Here is a 17,773-nt window from a genome sequence, read left to right on the forward strand (position 1 = left end):
CCTTGGAGACTCCTGTTATGACTGACGTCAACAACCTGTCACTGGCCGAGCTCGATCCCGAGGTCGCCGCGGCGATGGCAGGTGAACTGGGACGTCAGCGCGACACCCTCGAGATGATCGCGTCGGAGAACTTCGTCCCCCGCGCGGTCCTGCAGGCCCAGGGCAGCGTCCTGACCAACAAGTACGCCGAGGGCTACCCCGGACGCCGCTACTACGGCGGCTGCGAGCACGTCGACGTCGTCGAGGACCTCGCGCGCAATCGCGCCAAGGAACTGTTCGGTGCCGAGTTCGCGAACGTGCAGCCGCACGCCGGTGCGCAGGCCAACGCCGCGGTACTGATGGCACTGATCAACCCGGGCGACAAGATCATGGGCCTCGACCTCGCGCACGGCGGCCACCTCACCCACGGCATGAAGCTCAACTTCTCGGGCAAGCTCTACGAGGTCGAGTCCTACGGTGTGTCGAAGGAAGACCACCGGATCGACATGGACGAGGTACGCAAGCAGGCCATCGCCGCCAAGCCCCAGGTGCTGATCGCCGGCTGGTCCGCCTACCCGCGGCACCAGGACTTCGCTGCGTTCCGCTCCATCGCCGACGAAGTGGGCGCGCTGCTCTGGGTCGACATGGCGCACTTCGCCGGACTCGTCGCCGCTGGCGTGCACCCCTCACCCGTGCCCTACGCAGACGTCGTCTCCTCCACCGTGCACAAGACCCTCGGTGGACCGCGTTCCGGCATCATCCTCGCCAAGAAGGAATGGGCGAAGAAGCTCAACTCCGCCGTGTTCCCCGGCCAGCAGGGCGGGCCGCTGATGCACGCCATCGCCGCGAAGGCCGTCGCCTTCAAGATCGCCGCGACGCCCGAGTTCAAGGAACGCCAGGAGCGCACCCTCCTCGGTGCGTCGCTGCTCGCCGAGCGGCTCACCGGTGCAGACGTCGCCGACAAGGGCGTCTCCGTCCTCACCGGCGGCACCGACGTGCACCTCGTCCTCGTCGACCTGCGCAACTCCGAGCTCGACGGCCAGCAAGCCGAAGACCTGCTGCACGAGGTCGGCATCACCGTCAACCGCAACGCCGTCCCCTTCGACCCACGCCCGCCCATGGTCACCTCCGGCCTGCGCATCGGCACCGGCGCACTCGCCACCCGCGGATTCGGCGAGGCCGAGTTCACCGAGGTCGCAGACATCATCGCGACCGCCCTGGCCACCGGTCAGGCCACCGACGCCCTGAAAGAACGCGTCGTGAAACTGGCACAGAGCAAGCCGTTGTACGAGGGCCTCGAAGACTGGGGATTGCTCGGCTGACCCTGGCCCCGTTGTTGCGGCTCCGCCCCACCCCGGTCGCGTCAATGGACCATTGCACCGCTCGGACGTATGCAGTGGTTCATTCACGCTGGCCCCCGGTCGGATCAATGTGGCTTCCAGTCGATCTGACTGCAACAAAGCCACATCGATCCGACGGGGGAGGGCCGTTTCGGCACACGATCTTCCGCTGACCTGGGCCGAATCGGCCGTAACGCGTTGTTCACCGACACGCCAGACTCTTAGCAAGCCGAACCCGGGTTTCGGCGGTACCGTCGGCAGTAACAGGCAGCGGGGAAGTTGTCTGTGCGGGAGGTTCTGATACGTGACTGAGCTAGTGAGCGCGAGAGGGCCGGTACCCGGTCCTCGTGTCACCTGACACATCGGACCCGACCGGCCGAGCGACAGAGTTTGCGCGGTGCCGCGCAGACGTAGGAGCCCCACGTGACCACTTCACGCTCCGTTTCCGCCCCTCTTCGGACATTCGTGCTCGATACTTCGGTCCTGCTGTCGGATCCCTGGGCAGTCATCCGGTTCGCCGAGCACAATGTGGTACTTCCGTTGATCGTGATCAGCGAGTTGGAGGGCAAACGCCACCATCACGAACTGGGATGGTTCGCGCGGGAATCCTTGCGCATGCTCGACGACCTTCGCGTCGAATTCGGCCGGCTCGATCAGCCGGTTCCCATCGGAACGTCCGGTGGCACACTGCAAGTCGAGCTCAATCACACCGATCCTTCGGTGCTTCCCGTCGGTTTTCGTACCGACTCCAACGACTCCAGAATCCTCGCGTGCGCCCTGAATCTGGCGGCCGAGGGCAAGGACGTGGTGTTGGTCAGCAAAGACATCCCGCTGCGCGTCAAGGCCGGAGCCGTCGGACTCCCCGCCGACGAGTACCACGCTCACGACGTCGTTCCGTCCGGATGGACCGGTATGACCGAGCTCGAGGTGCCCTCCGATGCCGTGGACACCCTGTTCAACGACGGTGTCATCGATCTCGTCGAGGCCCGAGACCTCCCGTGCCACACCGGAGTTCGACTGCTTGCCGGACGGCAGAGTGCGCTGGGTCGCGTCACCCCTGACAAGCAGCTCCAGCTCGTGCGCGGCGAGCGTGAGGCGTTCGGCCTGCACGGCCGTTCGGCGGAACAGCGCGTGGCGCTCGATCTTCTGCTCGACGAGAGCATCGGCATCGTCTCGCTCGGCGGCAAGGCCGGCACTGGTAAGTCCGCTCTGGCTCTCACTGCCGGACTCGAGGCCGTCCTCGAACGTCGCTCACATCGCAAAGTTGTTGTCTTCCGGCCTCTTTACGCCGTCGGTGGTCAGGAACTCGGCTACCTCCCCGGTAGTGAGAGCGAGAAGATGGGCCCGTGGGGCCAGGCCGTCTTCGACACCCTCGAAGGACTGGCCAGCCCGGAGGTCATGGAGGAGGTCATCGCCCGCGGCATGCTGGAAGTGTTGCCGCTGACGCACATTCGCGGTCGCTCGCTCCACGATTCGTTCGTGATCGTCGACGAGGCGCAGTCGCTCGAGCGCAACGTGCTGCTGACGGTGCTCTCCAGGCTCGGCAGCGGTTCACGTGTCGTACTCACTCACGACGTCGCGCAGCGAGACAACCTGCGGGTCGGCCGACACGACGGCGTTGCTGCCGTCATCGAAAAGCTCAAGGGGCACCCACTTTTCGCGCACATCACCCTCACCCGCAGTGAGCGTTCACCGATCGCCGCACTGGTGACCGAAATGCTCGAAGAATTCGGTCCGTCAGGGGCCTGACGCCCCTCGTGAGTGGAACTTCGTAGCCCACTACGAAGTTCCACTCACATGGGGTCACCGGCCCAGCGCAGCCCCGAGTGCCCCTCGCACAACGGCTTTCAGGAAGTCGACGTTGTCGAAGTAGTCGCGCCACACAGCTACTTTGCCGTCGCGCAGCTCGAAGGATCCGCACACCCAGAACTCGACGCGGAGCCGACGCCAGATCAGGACGTCGGTGCGTTCGGTGAGAACGACATCTCCGTCGGCCGCGATGTTGTGCACGACAACGTCGAACCCGAACGCAGGCTTGGCGAGCAGCGCCAGGAACCGTCCGACGTTCGAGGTGCCGCGCACCTTCGGAAGTCCCACGTTGTGCCAGACGACGCGGTCGTCGAGAAGAGTCATCGCACGATCGGTGTCGCGAGATCTCAGCGCGTCGAACAGCTCTTCCACGATCTCGGTTGCCTGCTGTGTATCGGTCATGTGGTGATTCGCTCCATCCATCCCCGTCGAAGAACCCGAGTGTGACCGAATTGCACGTCGGATGCACTCTCGCGGGACGGTTCGATCGCGAACATGACACCGTCCCCGGGGTGAAAACGCCTGGATGGCCGGTTGGCCTCGGCCAAAATGTCGAACCGTTGGGAGAATTCACAGAGGTCAGGGGCACGGCGTCGGTCGCTCGGCGGCAGGCGCTACGGTTACCACATGTCTACGAACCTGTCCGACGGTGATCTGCTGGTCCGTTTGGAGCCCGCGGTCGAAGAGAATCTACGACGCCATATCGAGGCAGCGAGTGATTGGCACCCCCATGAGCTCGCGCCGTTCGACGACGGCAAGAACTTCGCGTTCCTCGGCGGCGAGGACTGGTCGCCCGAGCAGTCGCACCTGAGCGACGTCGAAATTCTGTCCGCCACGGTGGGCGTTTTGGTAGCCGACAACCTCCCCGCCTACCACCGGGAACTGGCCCACGCCCTCACCGGCCTCGGTGCCTGGTGGAAGTGGACGGGCCGCTGGACGTCGGAGGAGAACCGACAGTCGATCGTGCTGCGCAACTTCCTCGTGCTCACCCGCGCTGTCGATCCGGTCGCCCTCGAGCGAGTTCGGATGGAGCACATGACCCTCGGATTCGACGCCCCCAGCCAGCGGCTGCTCGACATCCTGGCGCACTTCGCCATCGAGGAAGCTGCCGCCGCCCTTCGTAATCGCAACACCATCGCCCTCGGCAAGGATCCGGTACTGGCAACCATCCTCGGCAAAATTGCCGACGACGACGAGCTGCAGTCGACGTTCTACGCCAACATCATCGACGAGGCATTCGCTGTCGTACCCGATCAGGCTGCGCGCGCAGTGGCCGACCGCATCAACGGATTCAAGATCCCCGAGATCGAGCTACCCGACCGCGGCAGCAGCGTCGCCGCTCTCGCCGAAGCCGGCATCTACGACGCCGACCAGGAACGCGACAAGGTGTTCAAGCCGTTGCTCGCAGGCTGGAAGATCTTCGACCGCACCGATCTGGGTGAGGACGGCCTGAAGGCACGCGAAGAACTCGCGCACCTGGCCTGAGGTTTCGGCCCCTTTCGAAAGCGTGAGTGGTCCATTGCACACGTCTCGGCGGTGCAATGGACCATTCACGCGTTTCGGGGCGAACGGGAAAGCTAGTCCTTGACCTTCGCCATGGCGAGGACGTCGAGGCGCTTGTCCAGTTCTGCTTCGCTGAGCTTGTCGCCGATCAGTCCGCGGTCGATGACGGTCTGACGGATTGTCTTCTTTTCCTTCAGGGCCTGCTTGGCGACTGCGGCCGCTTCCTCGTAGCCGATTGCGGAGTTCAGCGGCGTCACGATGGACGGCGAGGACTCGGCGAGGGTCTTGAGGTGCTCGACGTTGGCTTCGAGGCCCACGACGCACTTGTCGGCGAACAGCACCGAGACGTTGGCGAGCAGCTTGAAGGATTCGAGCACGTTGCGCGCCATCATCGGGATGTAGACGTTGAGCTCGAATGCGCCCGATGCGCCGCCGAATGCCACTGCCGCGTCGTTGCCGATGACCTGTGCGGCAACCTGTGTGACTGCTTCGGGGAGAACGGGATTGACCTTGCCGGGCATGATCGAGCTGCCGGGCTGCAGGTCGGGGAGTGCGATCTCGCCGAGTCCGGTGAGCGGTCCCGATCCCATCCAGCGAATGTCGTTGGCGATCTTGGTCAGTGACACTGCGATGGTGCGCAGCGCGCCGGATGCCTCGACCAGTCCGTCGCGAGCGGCCTGCGCCTCGAACGAATCCTTGGCAGCGGTGAGGGCGTCGATGCCCGTCGACTTCACCAGAGCAGCAACAACTTTCGGGCCGAAGCCGTCGGGTGCGTTGAGGCCGGTGCCGACGGCGGTGCCGCCGATGGGCAGTTCACCCAGACGCGGCAGGGTGGCTTCGACGCGCTCGATACCGGCCTCGATCTGCCGGGCGTAGCCGCCGAATTCCTGACCGAGAGTGACGGGGACGGCATCCATCAGGTGGGTGCGTCCGGACTTGACGACGTGCTTCCACTCGGTGGCCTTGGTCACCAGAGCTTCGTGCAGGTGCCGAAGCGCAGGCACCAGGGAGGTGACGGCTGCTTCGGTGGCGGCGACGTGCGTTGCCGTCGGGAACGTGTCGTTGGACGACTGCGACATGTTCACGTGGTCGTTGGGGTGCACCTCGACGCCGTTGGCCTTGGCGATCGACGCGATGACCTCGTTGGCATTCATGTTGGAGCTGGTGCCCGAGCCGGTCTGGAAGACGTCGATCGGGAACTGATCGTCGTGCTTGCCCTCGGCGATTTCGTTGGCTGCGGCGATGATCGCATCGGCCAATGCGCCGTCGAGCAGACCGAGATCCTTGTTGACCTGCGCGCAGGCTGCCTTGAGCAGGCCCATCGCGCGGATCTGGGTGCGCTCGAGCGGGCGGCCCGAGATGGGGAAGTTCTCCACCGCACGTTGCGTTTGGGCACGCCAGAGTGCGTCGATGGGGACGCGAACCTCTCCCATGGTGTCGTGTTCGATCCGGAACTGCTGTTCGTCTGTCTGCGTCATGAGCCTTACTTTGCCAGTCGTGGTTTCGGGGATCAGAAGGACGGTGCCTGGCCGGATTCGTCGGCGTCGAAGTCCACCGAGGAGTACTCGCGCAGCTTCTCGAGGCGGTGGTAGGCGTCGATCATGCGCACGGTGCCGGACTTGGAGCGCATGACGATGGACTGGGTGTGGGCTCCGCCGCCCGCGTAGCGAACGCCGCGCAGCAGGTCGCCGTCGGTGACGCCGGTGGCGGTGAAGAAGACGTTCTCGCCCGAGACGAGGTCCTTGGTGTCGAGGACGCGATCGAGGTCGTGGCCGGCGTCGATGGCCTTCTGCTTCTCGGTGTCGTCCGTGGGTGCCAGACGGCCCAGGATGGCACCGTCCATGCAGCGCATCGCGGCGGCCGCAATGATGCCCTCGGGTGTTCCGCCGGTGCCGATGAGCATGTCGGTACCGGAGTCGGGACGGGCGGCGGCGATGGCACCGGCGACGTCACCGTCGGAGATCAACCGGATGCGTGACCCGGCGTCGCGTACCTGCTGGATCAGTTCGGCATGCCGGGGGCGATCGAGGATGCACACCGTCACGTCGGAGGCGGAACCCTTCTTGATCTTGGCGATGCGGGCGATGTTCTCGGCGACGGGGGCGGTGATGTCGATGACGTCGGCGTAATCGGGTCCGACGGCGATCTTCTCCATGTAGAACACGGCCGAGGGATCGAACATCGCGCCACGTTCGGCGACGGCGAGTACCGAGATGGCGTTGGGCATGCCCTTGGCCATCAGGGTGGTTCCGTCGACGGGGTCGACGGCGAAGTCCACCTCGGGTCCGTTTCCGTTGCCGACCTGCTCGCCGTTGTAGAGCATCGGCGCTTCGTCCTTCTCGCCTTCGCCGATGACGACGACGCCGCGCATGGAGACCGAGCTGACCAACTGACGCATCGCGTCGACTGCTGCTCCGTCGCCACCTTCCTTGTCGCCGCGACCGACCCAGCGACCCGAGGCGAGCGCACCGGCCTCGGTGACGCGGACGAGTTCGAGTGCGAGGTTGCGATCTGGCGCCATGGCGCGAGTGGACTCGGTGCTGGCCGTCATCGGTTTGTAGCCTCCTGGTTGGTGGGGTGTTACCCAGGCAGGATTATCTCATTTCTGTGATGCCCGCGGTGGGGTCGGGTCGACTGTGAGGTACGCGCCGACCGAGCACTGCGCCGCAGAGGGGATACTGGAGATGTGGCAAACAGCAAACCTCGGATTCTCAACAACAACCGCGACATGGTCTGGTCGCTGATTCCGCTGGTCATTGCGTGTTTGTTGATCGCAGGCGTAGCCAGTCAGTGCTCGTTGAGCCCCGGCGGACCCAAGCAGGGACCCATTCCCAACTTCGACGTGAACTCCGCTCTGCAGTACGACGCGGCGGAAATCGGTTTCCCGGTGCGCAATCCGGTCGTTCCCGAGGAATGGACGCCCAATTCGGGGAGTCGCGCGACCATTTCCGGCGATAGCGGTGGAGCGGCGTCGACTGTCGGATACATCACCGGATCGGGTGCGTACCTGCAGCTGACTCAGACGGCTGCGTCCGAGGAACTGGTGGTGCCGTTCGTGGCCGGGGAGACGGTGTACGCGTCGGGCGCGCAGAACGTCTCGGGTCGAGACTGGGTCGTGTACGGCGAGGAAGGCTCGCGCATCTACTGGGTCTCGGACTTCGGTGACGTACGAATTCTGTTGGGCGGCACGGCGAACACCGAGGAATTCACCACTCTCGCGGCTGCGGTCGAGGCCACCGAACCGCTCGCGCCCTAGCTGTCGTTCTCGGTGCTCGCCAGCGCGGTCTCGATGCGCTTACGTGCACCTGCCAGTTGTTCCTCGCAGCGCGTCGCCAGCAGTTCGCCGCGCTCCCACAGAGCGAGGGATGCGTCGAGATCGAGCCCGCCCTGCTCGAGGATCTTCACCACTCCGACCAGCTCGTCGCGGGCTTCCTCGTAGCCCAGTTCGGATACCGGCTTGTCTTCGTTCTCGCTCATCGAATCTCCCTCTGTCTTTTCACTCGGCGTCATTTCACTCGGCCCATGACTGCGGCGGTGACGGCACCGTCGGCCACCCGCACCCTGATCTGTGTACCCGGCGGCGCGTCCTCGACCGAACGCAATACCTCGGGATCGGCGCCCGGCACCACCCGCTGTACGACGGCATAGCCCCGAGCAAGTGTGGCAGCAGGCCCCAGCGTCGACAGCCTCGCCCGCAGATGTTCGACGAGCGTGTCCTGGGTGGTCAGCTCGCGCTGCACGTCGCGTCGAGCTGCGTCGGCGAGTCGCCGAACTTCCTCGCGACGCTGTTCGAGGGCCGCCAACGGATCGGCCAACACGGGTCGATGCCGCAGCATCTCCAGCCCGCGCGCCTCCCGTTCCACCCAATTGCGGAGCGCTGCAGCGCTTCTGGCTTTCAGTTCCGCGACCAACGCTTGTTCGGCGACGGCGTCGGGCACCACGAGCTTGGCGGCATCGGTGGGGGTGGCAGCACGTAGGTCGGCGACGTGATCGCTGAGGGGACTGTCGGGCTCGTGTCCGATGGCGCTGACGATCGGCGTCGTCGCACGTGAGATGGCTCGGCACAGTGCCTCGTCGGAGAACGGCAACAGATCCTCGACGCTACCGCCGCCGCGGGCGAGGACGATGACGTCGACGCGCGGGTCGTCGTTCAGATCCTTCAGTGCGTCCAGGATTGCCGGCACCGCTTGTGGACCCTGAACCGGAGTGTTCCGTACCTCGAATCGCACTGCGGGCCAACGCCTCTGCGCGACGGTGAGGACGTCCTTCTCGGCTGCGCTGGCGCGGGCGGTGATGAGCCCGATGGTGCCGGGCAGGAACGGCAGCGGACGCTTGAGTCGCGGGTCGAACAGTCCTTCGGCCGCCAGCAGAGCCCGGAGCCGTTCGATGCGGGCCAGTAGTTCGCCGACACCCACAGCGCGAATGTCGGTGGCGCGCAGCGAAATGGTGCCGCGGCCGGTGAAGAACGACAGCTTGCCGTAGAGGATGACGCGCGCGCCCTCGGTCAGCGGGACGGGCGAGCGATCCAGCAGCTGCGGCGAGCACGTCACCGACAACGACATGTCTGCCGACGGATCACGCAGAGTCAGAAATGCCGTGCGTGTGCCGGGGCGGGCGTTGATCTGCGTCAGCTGCCCCTCGACCCAGATGCTGCCGAGTTTGTCGATCCAACCGGCCACCTTCATCGCGACGGTGCGCACCGGCCATGGTTGTTCGGCGGTACTCGCACCGGATGGAGCGGGGCCGGACTGAGTGGGGGGAGTGCTCACTTCGCCTTGGCGGTGGTGATTCGGTTGGCGAGCATGGTCTGGAACGGTGCACGAGCCGACGTCGCTTTCTCGTACTCGAGCAGGGTTTCCAAGTCCTCGATGGACAGCGTGCGCAGCCGTGCGCGCAACTGAGCCAGGGCAAGAGTGTCGAAGTCGATCATCTCGACGATCTCGGGCTTCGTCGCAGCTGCTGCGGGCTTCGCCGACGTGTCCTGCACCGGTTCGTCCAGCGGAGGCGTCGAGTACAGGGCGAATCGTCCATTCGCTGCGATGGGCTCGGCCACAGGTGCGTCGGGAACATCTACGTCATCGGTGACTGCTGCGGAGTCGAACCTCGATGCGGCGGGGTACGCGTCGTCCTCGTCCTCGTCGAAACTCGCCCACGACGGCTGCTCCTCGCGCGGAGTTCCGATCACCGGCAGAGCCGAAATGACCAGATCGCCCTTGATGGCGAGGGCTGTCACCTGCTGCTGAAGCCGCATGCCGCGTGCCAACGCCTCGCTGACGACGGTCATGGGCAACATCAACGCGGAACCGGGAAGCTTGCGGGCCTCTTCCACGACGGTCACGGCGACGCCTGCAGCCACCCGCGCCGCAAAGGGGAGTCGAGTCATGCACACCAGACTGCCCGAAGTCGTCGCCTTTGGGTAGCCGACAGGCCAGGGCCTGCGGAATGACCCGGTTGCTGCGGTACACGTATCCTAGGAGGTATGTCTTCGGCCGTTCCTCTGAATCTTGGTATCGCACACTCCGCCGGCTCGCACACGACCGCGCATACCGGGGGTAAGCGGGTGCTTCTCGCCGAGCCGCGCGGCTACTGCGCGGGCGTGGATCGCGCCGTCGAGACCGTCGAGAAGGCACTCGAACAGCACGGTGCGCCGGTGTACGTACGCAAAGAGATCGTGCACAACAAGCACGTGGTCGAGACGCTGTCCGATCGCGGCGCGGTGTTCGTCGAGGAGACCGACGAGGTGCCCGAGGGTTCTCTGCTGGTGTTCTCGGCGCACGGTGTTTCGCCTGCGGTGCACACTTCTGCCGCCGAGCGGAACCTGCGCACGATCGACGCCACGTGCCCGTTGGTGACCAAGGTGCACCAGGAAGCCAAGCGGTTCGCCCGGGACGACTACGATATTCTGCTGATCGGACACGAGGGCCACGAAGAGGTCGAGGGCACCGCAGGTGAGGCACCCGAGCACATCCAGCTCGTGGACGGCCCGGAGTCGGTGGACAGCGTCACGGTGCGCGACGAGAACAAGGTCATCTGGCTTTCGCAGACGACGCTGAGCGTCGACGAGACCATGTTGACGGTCGCGAAGCTGCGTGAGCGGTTCCCGACCTTGCAGGATCCGCCGAGCGACGACATCTGCTACGCCACGCAGAACCGTCAGGTCGCGGTGAAAGCAATGGCACCCGAGTGCGATCTGGTGATCGTCGTCGGCTCGAAGAACTCGTCGAACTCGGTGCGTCTGGTCGAGGTCGCCCTCGGTGCCGGCGCACGGGCCAGCTACCTGGTGGACTACGCGAAAGAGATCGATCTGGCGTGGCTCGACGGCGTCGAGACCATCGGCATCACGTCGGGAGCGTCCGTGCCGGAGATCCTGGTTCAGGGCGTCATCGACCTGTTCGCCGAGCATGGATACGCGGACGTGCAGCCCGTCACCACCGCGAACGAGACCCTGGTCTTCTCCCTGCCCCGCGAGTTGCGCCCCGCACGCTTTTTGACCGGTCCATGACCGGCCGGTGTCGGTAGGGTCAGTCTGCGTGGCGGTCGCGGTATCGAACCTGCGGCACCGGATGCGGAGGAATGTCGTCACGGCGCACGTTCCGAGGCGCATCGTCGACGACCGGTTCGGTTGTCGGCCGACCGCCGGTGGAGTACGGGTCGACGGCGTCGCGTGGCGGCTGAACCCGAGGTGAACGCTCCCGGCGAGGTTCCGTCGAATACGGTGCCTCGGACGGCTGCGGCCGCGATGGGCGCGCTACGCCGGGCGGGGGCGTGCGATCCTGCGGGTACTGGGCGTGGGAGCGGGAGGGCCGCTGGTACTCGGGCTGCGGACTCGCCGGCCGTGCGTACCCGGGCGTCGCTCCGGGTGCTGTGGCCGGCCGACGTGGCGCGACACCGGAGTCGGTTCCGGCGCGAGAGGCTCCTCGTCGGCCCACGTACGGCTCGGGCACGATATCGGTGGCCTCGACCGCGGACACGTCGTCACGGTCCGCCGCAGCTCGACGGCTACGTGCGCGTGAAGGACGTTCTTCTTGCGCTCGCCGTTGTGCCCGGGTGAGTGTGTCGTCCTCGGAGGTGGGGCTTCGGCGAGCGGATTCGCCGACTCTGGTGCTTCGACGCGGGGTGTCTTCCGATTTCGTGCGACGCCGAGCAGTGTCGGCGGTCTTCGTGCTGCGTCGAACTGCGGGCGCGTGGGTGTTCTGCCGCTTCAGCACGATGCGCACCGCGCCGAGGCCGACGGCCACGAGGGTGCCGAGCAGCATCAGCGGAAATCGGTTGACCAGCGGAATCGCCACGTTCAGGATGATGTCCTTGAGGCTGGTGCCCGCGTTGTCGGTGAAGTACTGGTACGACAGCGGCACCGCCACGAACAGAATCAACGGGGCTTGGACCATCGCGGTGAACAGTCCGCGGTAGCGGACCAGCAATACCGCCGCGATGCAGCCGAGGATGTAGAGGAACGCGAACGCACCGGTCAGCTCGGTTCCACGCGCGGCGTCGATGAGGAATCCGAGAAAGGTCAGCCCTGCGGCGATCGCAACGGCACCCCACGCTGGTACGCCGGGCAGGGTCGCGAGGATGGATCGGTGATCCAGCGGTACCCCGGATCGGGCACGTTGGGAGGTAGACACCCCTCGAGGTTAGCCGTAGTTCAGCCCACTGCATCGCTGACATGACCGAAGTCGTGCCGGTAGCGGGACGAATCGGACAGCTTGGGGCGCTCGTCCACGCGTGCGATCTCCACCGGTTCGGCGTCGAACAGCTCGAGCTCGTGCAGCCTGCGTGCGGTGACACCCACCCTGCTGTCGACCGACCCGACTGTGGAGTTGAAGGACTCCACGGCCTTGCCGAGGTGGGCTCCGAGCTTGTCGAGATGTGTCGAGACGATTCCGATGCGGCCGTACAGTTCGCGGCCCAGCTGGTGGATCCGCGCCGCGTCCTCGGCGATCGACTCCTGCTTCCAGGTGTACGCGACGGTACGCAGCAGAGCGACCAGAGTGGTCGGGGTGGCAAGAATCACGTTCCGGCCGAAGGCGTACTCCAGCAGGCTCGTATCCGACGTCAGCGCGGCGTCGAGAAAAGGATCTCCGGGAACGAACAGGACGACGAACTCCGGAGTCGGCTCGAATGCCTCCCAGTAGGCCTTGTCGGCCAGTTGATCGATGTGGGTGCGCAACTGCTTGGCGTGGCGGCGCAGATGCTTGTCGCGAGCACCGGGATCTTCGTCCTGCGCGGCGTCGAGGTAGGCCGCGAACGGCACCTTGGCGTCGACGACGATCTGCCGATCGCCGGCGAGGCGAACGATCATGTCGGGTCGAAAGCCGTCCTTGCTCACCTGAGTGTCGAAGTCGCAGTGCTTGACCATTCCGGCGAGTTCGACGACCCGTTCGAGCTGGATCTCGCCCCACCGACCTCGGATCTGCGGTGCGCGCAGTGCGGTGACCAGTTGTCCGGTCTGCATGGAGAGCTGCATCGATGCGCGATGCATTCCGGTGACCTGTTCCGACAGCCCCGCGTACGCCCTGATGCGGTGGTGCTCGACTTCTCGCACGTGCTCGGCCAGGGCGTCGACGGCGTCGTGCAGTGGCTCCACCAGATGGGACACCTGTTGGCCGATGACCGTCGAATTGCGCCGCGCGGAATCCTCGTTCACCGCGCTCAGCGACTGGCGCAGCAGCGCCTCGTTCTGGCGTAGAGCCGCCAGCTGTGCCTCCGCTCGTACGGCCCGATCACCCACCCGAGAGGCATGCAACAGCCACCCCACCACGCCGCCGATGGCGAGGGCGACGAGCAGGCCGAGCGCGGTGAGAATGTTCATGGTGCCGATGATGCAGTACGCCACCGACAAGTTCGGGCGAGGCGAGCTGTGGGTCGATGCTCACGCCCGACAGGCCGACGAGCCTCGAATAGTTTGTCGGTGGTTGCCGATAGCGTCGTCGACATGAGAATCCTGCACACCTCGGACTGGCACATAGGTCGCACCTTTCACGGTGTCGACCTGTTGGCCGATCAGGGCGCAGTGCTCGAGTCCATCGCGGAACTGGTTGCCGCACAGTCGATCGACGTGGTCGTCGTCCCGGGCGATATCTACGATCGCGCTGTGCCGAGCGCGGATGCCGTAGTGGTCTGCAATCGCGGACTCGAAGCGATCCGAGCCGCCGGAGCCGTCATCGTCGCGACGTCGGGGAACCACGATTCGCCTGCTCGGTTGGGTGCCGGAGCTGCGTTCGCCTCGGCCGGTGGACTTCATCTGATGACCAAGGTCGGCAGCGTCGCGACCCCGGTGGTCGTCGAGGACGAGCACGGATCGGTTGCGTTCTACGGCATTCCGTACCTCGAGCCCGAGACCACCCGAGTCGAACTCGACGTTCCGGCGGCACGGACGCACGCCGAGGTGCTCGATGCTGCCATGGACCTGGTGCGCGCCGACCTCGCAGCGAGAGACGAAGCAGGGCAGCCTGTTCGGTCCGTCGTCCTCGCGCATGCGTTCATCGTCGGCGGCGAAGCGACAGGTTCGGAGCGATCGATTTCGTCCGGGGGAATCGAAACCGCACCGGCATCGGCATTCGACGGTGTCGACTACGTGGCACTGGGGCACCTGCATTCTCCGCAGACACTCACCGAGCGGGTCCGGTACTCCGGCTCCCCGTTGCCGTACTCGTTCGGCGAACGCTCGCACCGTAAGGCCGTGTGGATTCTCGAACTCGACGCCGACGGGCTCGGCAGCGTCGATCGAGTGGACTTGCCGGTGGTTCGCGGTCTCGCCCGCATCGAGGGCACGGTCGAGGAATTGACCACTCACGCAGCCTTTTCCGACTACGAGGATCACTACGTCTCGGCGGTGCTGACCGACGAGGTACGTCCTGTCGATGCAATGCGGTTGCTGCAACAGCGTTTTCGGCACGCGATCCATCTCGAGTGGCGTCGACCCGAAGACGGCGGGGGGCTTCGGTATCGCGATCGTGTCCGCGGCCGCAGCGACCTCGAGATCGCGACGTCGTTCCTGACGGACATGCGTAGCGCGCCCACCGCAGCCGAGTCCGCGCTCTTCGAGCGCGCTCTTGCTTCCGTGCAGCGCGAGGCCGAATCCACGCGCACACCGGCGAGCACCGCTGACCGCGGCGCTGCATGAGGCTGCATTCACTCGAGATCACCGCCTTCGGCCCCTTCGCGGGAACGGAGACGGTCGATTTCGACGCGCTGGGAGCCGACGGGCTGTTTCTGTTGCACGGCCAGACCGGAGCCGGGAAGACGACGGTGCTCGACGCCGTTGCCTTTGCGCTCTACGGCACCGTTCCCGGAGCACGGCGGGAGGGCAAGAGGCTGCTGTCCGACCACGCGGCGACAGGTGCCGTCCCCCAGGTGACCCTCGAAGCAACGCTCGGCGGACGACGAATCCGCATCGTGCGCAGTCCGGAGTTTCTGCGCCCCAAGCTCAGGACTGCCGGCACCACCAAACAGAATGCCAAGGCGAGTCTCACCTGGCTCGACGGGCGTGGGCAGAATCTGACGCGGCTGAACGAGATCGGCGACGCGGTCAACGGGTTGCTCGGAATGAGTGCCGACCAGTTCTTTCAAGTGGTGTTGTTGCCGCAGGGCGAGTTCGCGAAGTTTCTGCGAGCAGACAGCGACGAGCGAGGAAACCTACTCGAAAGACTTTTCGACACAGGCAGATTCGGCGACGTGGAGGAATGGTTTGCCGAGCGCCGTCGAGAATTGGCAGCCGGTCTTGCCGACGCCGACCAGGCCATCGACATCATGCTGGGCAGAGTGTCCCAGGCCGCTGGCGTACCCGAGCCGTCCACCGACGCCGCGCCCGGTGAGCAGGCCCCGGATCCCCTCGAATGGGCGGCACGAGTTCTGGACGGTGCACGGCAGAACAGAACTCTCGCCCAGGGTCGTGCGGTGCTGGTCGACGCGGCGGCCGGGCGTGCGTCCGCCGCGCTGGCCGAGGCCACCAGCGCCCTGGACCTGCAGCGCCGACGCGCCATCGCGGAAGAGCAACTCGCGCAGTACCGGGACGGCGAGGCCACCCGAGCAGCGCGACGCGCCGAACTTGCCGACTCTGCTGCTGCGGGTCCCATCGCCGACGCCGTTGCCGATCTGCGCCTTGCAGCCACCACCGCAGATGCGGCCACCGCAGCGCTGACCGCCGCGGAACAGGCACTGCCGACATCCGCGGCGGGCAAGCGCTTCCACGACGCCTTGCATTGGCCGCCGGCACAGACCGATCCGGTCGACGAGCGAGCTGTGGTTGCCGAGTTCGTGCGAGCGTGGACCACCGATGTCGCACGGCTGCAGTCGCTGCTCGGAATCGCCCGTGAGGCCGACCGGCTGGACGACGAGCTCGAAGAACAGCGCGCACAGCGCGCCGAGACCGTTGCTGCCATCGAGCGCACGGCGTCGAAACGGGCGACACTTCCCGAGACCCTCGCCGCCGTCGAAGCGCGGGTGGCGCGCGCAGCTGCGGCCGCTGCCGAGCTGCCCGGACTGGACGAGCGGTGCGCCCGCGCTCAGGCGGTCGCCGAGTCGGCCCTCGAATTGGTGCGGACCCGAGCCGTTCTCGTCGAGGCAGAACGCGTCAGGGACCGTGCCGCAACCGCGCGCAACAGCGCCTGGGAACATTTGCTCGAGCTGCGCGAACGCCGCATCGACGGTATGGCCGCAGAGCTGGCTGCCCGCCTCGAGCCGGGTGCGCCCTGTGTCGTGTGCGGGTCCGCCGAGCATCCGAATCCGGCGGCTGCCGCCACGTCGACGGTCACGAAAGCGCAGGAGGACAAGGCTGCCGCTGCGGAGCGAAAGTGCGCTGCCGAGTTGGAACGGTCGATCGCGGCCGTTGCCGACGCCAGTCGTGCGGTGGATCTGCTGCACGACCGGACGGGCGGTGCTTCCGCCGCGGAGCTTGCTCACACCCTCGATGCGGCGACGAGTGCCGTCCGAGACGCTCGAGCGAGGGTCGCCGACTTCGACCCGGCGACGGCCGAGCTGCGCCGGTTGCGCGCCGAGTCGGATGCGTTGGCGGTCACGCTGCAGGATCTCGTCGCCAGGCGCAGCGCGCTCGACGAACGCATCGCAGCCACCGAGCGATCGGTGGCGCAGATGCGAGCGTCGGTAGCCGAGGAAATTGCCGAAGGCACGTCGTTGACCGAGCGAATTGCCGAGTGCGAGAAGCTGATCGACGGTGCCCGCCGACTGCAGGAAGCGCGAATCGCCTGGCTCGACGCCAGCGAGCAGCATGCCGCGCTGCGCGGCGAACTGGATCGACGGGTATCGGCATCGAACTTCGATTCCGCCGATGCAGCAGCAGATGCCGTTCTCACAAAGGACCGCGTCGAGCAGATCGAGACCGAGCTTCGTCTGGCAGAGGAGCGTCGGGCACACGCCGAACACGTGCTGCTCGAACCCGGCATCGTCGCCCAGAGCGGGCAACCGCCGATCGACCTGGATCCGCTGCGTGCCCGGTTCGCCGAACTGGACGGCGCGGCGAAGGTTGCCGCGGGGGAGGTGGCCGAGTGTCGCCGACGCGCGGACGATCTCGAGCGGTTGGTCGCCGAACTGTTCGTCGCGGCTGCGGCCATCGCGCCGCAACGCGCCGAGTTCGACGAGCTCGCCAACCTGGCGGATGTGGTCGCCGGGCGTGGGCAGAATGCACGCAAGATGTCGCTGCGGTCCTACGTGCTTGCGTCCCGTCTCGAGGACGTCGCCGAGTCGGCATCGGCACGCTTGCGTCGGATGTCCTCCGGTCGTTACGAATTCGTGCACTCCGACGAGGCCGGCGTTCGCGGAAAGCGGGGTGGACTCGGTCTCGACATCCGCGACGACTACACCGGTGTGGTGCGGTCGGCCAAGACGTTGTCGGGCGGCGAGGCGTTTCTGGCGTCGCTCTCGCTCGCGCTGGGTCTCGCCGATGTCGTGGCCGCCGAATCCGGCGGGGTCGTGCTCGACACCATGTTCATCGATGAGGGGTTCGGCACGCTGGATGCAGACACGCTGGAATCGGTGATGGCCGTGCTCGACGAATTACGTGCGGGCGGCCGCGTCGTCGGAGTCGTCAGTCACGTCGACGAAATGCGTCAGCGCATTCCGAGCCGCCTCTACGTCAAGCGTGGACGCGCGGGCTCGACATTGCAGGTCGTCGCGTCCTGATC

15 protein-coding genes are annotated in these 17,773 nt (G+C 66.1%); 7 read left to right on the forward strand and 8 right to left on the reverse strand.

Annotated elements, in window-relative coordinates; translation table 11 throughout:
* The first annotated feature begins 17 nt into the window (after positions 1–17).
* Both glyA and QM588_RS15480 read left to right on the forward strand, forming a co-directional pair.
* Positions 18–1,301: a serine hydroxymethyltransferase gene (gene glyA / locus QM588_RS15475; protein WP_032365324.1), complete on the forward strand. Its 1,284-nt coding sequence runs from the start codon at positions 18–20 to the stop codon at positions 1,299–1,301.
* A 441-nt stretch (positions 1,302–1,742) separates the two neighbouring features.
* Positions 1,743–3,068, forward strand: coding sequence for a PhoH family protein (locus QM588_RS15480; RefSeq protein WP_027498140.1), 1,326 nt, complete (start codon positions 1,743–1,745; stop codon positions 3,066–3,068).
* Positions 3,069–3,122: 54 nt separating this feature from the next.
* On the opposite strand, the gene QM588_RS15485 is transcribed toward QM588_RS15480, so the two are convergent.
* On the reverse strand, positions 3,123–3,530 hold the full coding sequence (locus QM588_RS15485; RefSeq protein WP_283314517.1) for a limonene-1,2-epoxide hydrolase family protein: 408 nt from the start codon (positions 3,528–3,530) through the stop codon (positions 3,123–3,125).
* Between the two features lie 225 nt (positions 3,531–3,755).
* On the opposite strand from QM588_RS15485, the gene QM588_RS15490 reads away from it, so the two are divergent.
* Positions 3,756–4,613 (forward strand): acyl-ACP desaturase, encoded by an 858-nt coding sequence (locus QM588_RS15490; protein ID WP_283314519.1) that lies wholly within the window; start codon positions 3,756–3,758, stop codon positions 4,611–4,613.
* Positions 4,614–4,705: 92 nt separating this feature from the next.
* Here the strand turns inward: QM588_RS15490 and QM588_RS15495 are convergent, their stop codons facing one another.
* The gene (locus tag QM588_RS15495; RefSeq protein ID WP_027498136.1) at positions 4,706–6,109 is read right to left on the reverse strand and encodes a class II fumarate hydratase; all 1,404 of its coding nucleotides are present in this window, start codon (positions 6,107–6,109) and stop codon (positions 4,706–4,708) included.
* Positions 6,110–6,141: 32 nt separating this feature from the next.
* Positions 6,142–7,182, reverse strand: a complete 1,041-nt coding sequence (gene glpX, locus QM588_RS15500; RefSeq protein WP_222093703.1) for a class II fructose-bisphosphatase — start codon at positions 7,180–7,182, stop codon at positions 6,142–6,144.
* A gap of 135 nt (positions 7,183–7,317) precedes the next feature.
* Between glpX and QM588_RS15505 the strand changes: the two genes are divergently transcribed.
* Positions 7,318–7,887 (forward strand): DUF4245 domain-containing protein, encoded by a 570-nt coding sequence (locus tag QM588_RS15505; protein ID WP_283314522.1) that lies wholly within the window; start codon positions 7,318–7,320, stop codon positions 7,885–7,887.
* Here QM588_RS15505 and QM588_RS15510 read toward each other — a convergent pair.
* From QM588_RS15510 to QM588_RS15520, 3 genes are read right to left on the reverse strand one after another with little or no spacing between them, the layout of a single operon-like run.
* A complete protein-coding gene (locus QM588_RS15510; protein WP_283314524.1) occupies positions 7,884–8,108 on the reverse strand; it encodes an exodeoxyribonuclease VII small subunit in 225 nt (74 codons plus the stop codon). The two genes, QM588_RS15505 and QM588_RS15510, sit on opposite strands and share 4 nt — an antisense overlap.
* 29 nt (positions 8,109–8,137) lie before the next feature.
* Entirely contained in the window at positions 8,138–9,400 is a 1,263-nt protein-coding gene (gene xseA / locus QM588_RS15515; RefSeq protein WP_027498132.1) for an exodeoxyribonuclease VII large subunit, read from the reverse strand.
* Entirely contained in the window at positions 9,397–10,014 is a 618-nt protein-coding gene (locus QM588_RS15520) for a lipid droplet-associated protein (RefSeq protein ID WP_283314528.1), read from the reverse strand. Before QM588_RS15520 ends, xseA begins: the two co-directional genes overlap by 4 nt.
* Before the next feature lie 96 nt (positions 10,015–10,110).
* Here QM588_RS15520 and QM588_RS15525 point away from each other — a divergent pair, with 96 nt between their 5' ends.
* A complete protein-coding gene (locus tag QM588_RS15525; protein ID WP_283314529.1) occupies positions 10,111–11,133 on the forward strand; it encodes a 4-hydroxy-3-methylbut-2-enyl diphosphate reductase in 1,023 nt (340 codons plus the stop codon).
* Between the two features lie 19 nt (positions 11,134–11,152).
* Here QM588_RS15525 and QM588_RS15530 read toward each other — a convergent pair whose 3' ends face one another.
* Both QM588_RS15530 and QM588_RS15535 read right to left on the reverse strand, forming a co-directional pair.
* A complete protein-coding gene (locus tag QM588_RS15530; protein ID WP_283314530.1) occupies positions 11,153–12,256 on the reverse strand; it encodes a DUF6542 domain-containing protein in 1,104 nt (367 codons plus the stop codon).
* A 20-nt stretch (positions 12,257–12,276) separates the two neighbouring features.
* A complete protein-coding gene (locus QM588_RS15535; protein WP_283314533.1) occupies positions 12,277–13,443 on the reverse strand; it encodes a DNA recombination protein RmuC in 1,167 nt (388 codons plus the stop codon).
* 123 nt (positions 13,444–13,566) lie between these two features.
* Between QM588_RS15535 and QM588_RS15540 the strand changes: the two genes are divergently transcribed.
* Both QM588_RS15540 and QM588_RS15545 read left to right on the forward strand, forming a co-directional pair.
* On the forward strand, positions 13,567–14,757 hold the full coding sequence (locus QM588_RS15540; RefSeq protein ID WP_283314535.1) for an exonuclease SbcCD subunit D: 1,191 nt from the start codon (positions 13,567–13,569) through the stop codon (positions 14,755–14,757).
* Complete coding sequence (locus QM588_RS15545; RefSeq protein WP_283314537.1) at positions 14,754–17,771, forward strand: AAA family ATPase; 3,018 nt, start codon at positions 14,754–14,756, stop codon at positions 17,769–17,771. The genes QM588_RS15540 and QM588_RS15545 overlap by 4 nt, the downstream gene beginning before the upstream one ends.
* The last annotated feature ends 2 nt before the right edge of the window (positions 17,772–17,773 follow it).

The organism is Rhodococcus sp. IEGM 1354, from assembly GCF_030056855.1.
In the GTDB taxonomy this organism is placed as follows: domain Bacteria; phylum Actinomycetota; class Actinomycetes; order Mycobacteriales; family Mycobacteriaceae; genus Rhodococcoides.

Excerpts from the sequence above, each read along its gene's own strand:
- glyA (WP_032365324.1), top strand. The coding sequence starts at position 18 with ATGACTGACGTCAACAACCTGTCACTGGCCGAGCTCGATCCCGAGGTC.
- QM588_RS15485 (WP_283314517.1), bottom strand. The coding sequence starts at position 3,530 with ATGACCGATACACAGCAGGCAACCGAGATCGTGGAAGAGCTGTTCGAC.
- QM588_RS15490 (WP_283314519.1), top strand. The coding sequence starts at position 3,756 with ATGTCTACGAACCTGTCCGACGGTGATCTGCTGGTCCGTTTGGAGCCC.
- QM588_RS15495 (WP_027498136.1), bottom strand. The coding sequence starts at position 6,109 with ATGACGCAGACAGACGAACAGCAGTTCCGGATCGAACACGACACCATG.
- glpX (WP_222093703.1), bottom strand. The coding sequence starts at position 7,182 with ATGACGGCCAGCACCGAGTCCACTCGCGCCATGGCGCCAGATCGCAAC.
- QM588_RS15510 (WP_283314524.1), bottom strand. The coding sequence starts at position 8,108 with ATGAGCGAGAACGAAGACAAGCCGGTATCCGAACTGGGCTACGAGGAA.
- QM588_RS15520 (WP_283314528.1), bottom strand. The coding sequence starts at position 10,014 with ATGACTCGACTCCCCTTTGCGGCGCGGGTGGCTGCAGGCGTCGCCGTG.
- QM588_RS15525 (WP_283314529.1), top strand. The coding sequence starts at position 10,111 with ATGTCTTCGGCCGTTCCTCTGAATCTTGGTATCGCACACTCCGCCGGC.
- QM588_RS15535 (WP_283314533.1), bottom strand. The coding sequence starts at position 13,443 with ATGAACATTCTCACCGCGCTCGGCCTGCTCGTCGCCCTCGCCATCGGC.
- QM588_RS15540 (WP_283314535.1), top strand. The coding sequence starts at position 13,567 with ATGAGAATCCTGCACACCTCGGACTGGCACATAGGTCGCACCTTTCAC.
- QM588_RS15545 (WP_283314537.1), top strand. The coding sequence starts at position 14,754 with ATGAGGCTGCATTCACTCGAGATCACCGCCTTCGGCCCCTTCGCGGGA.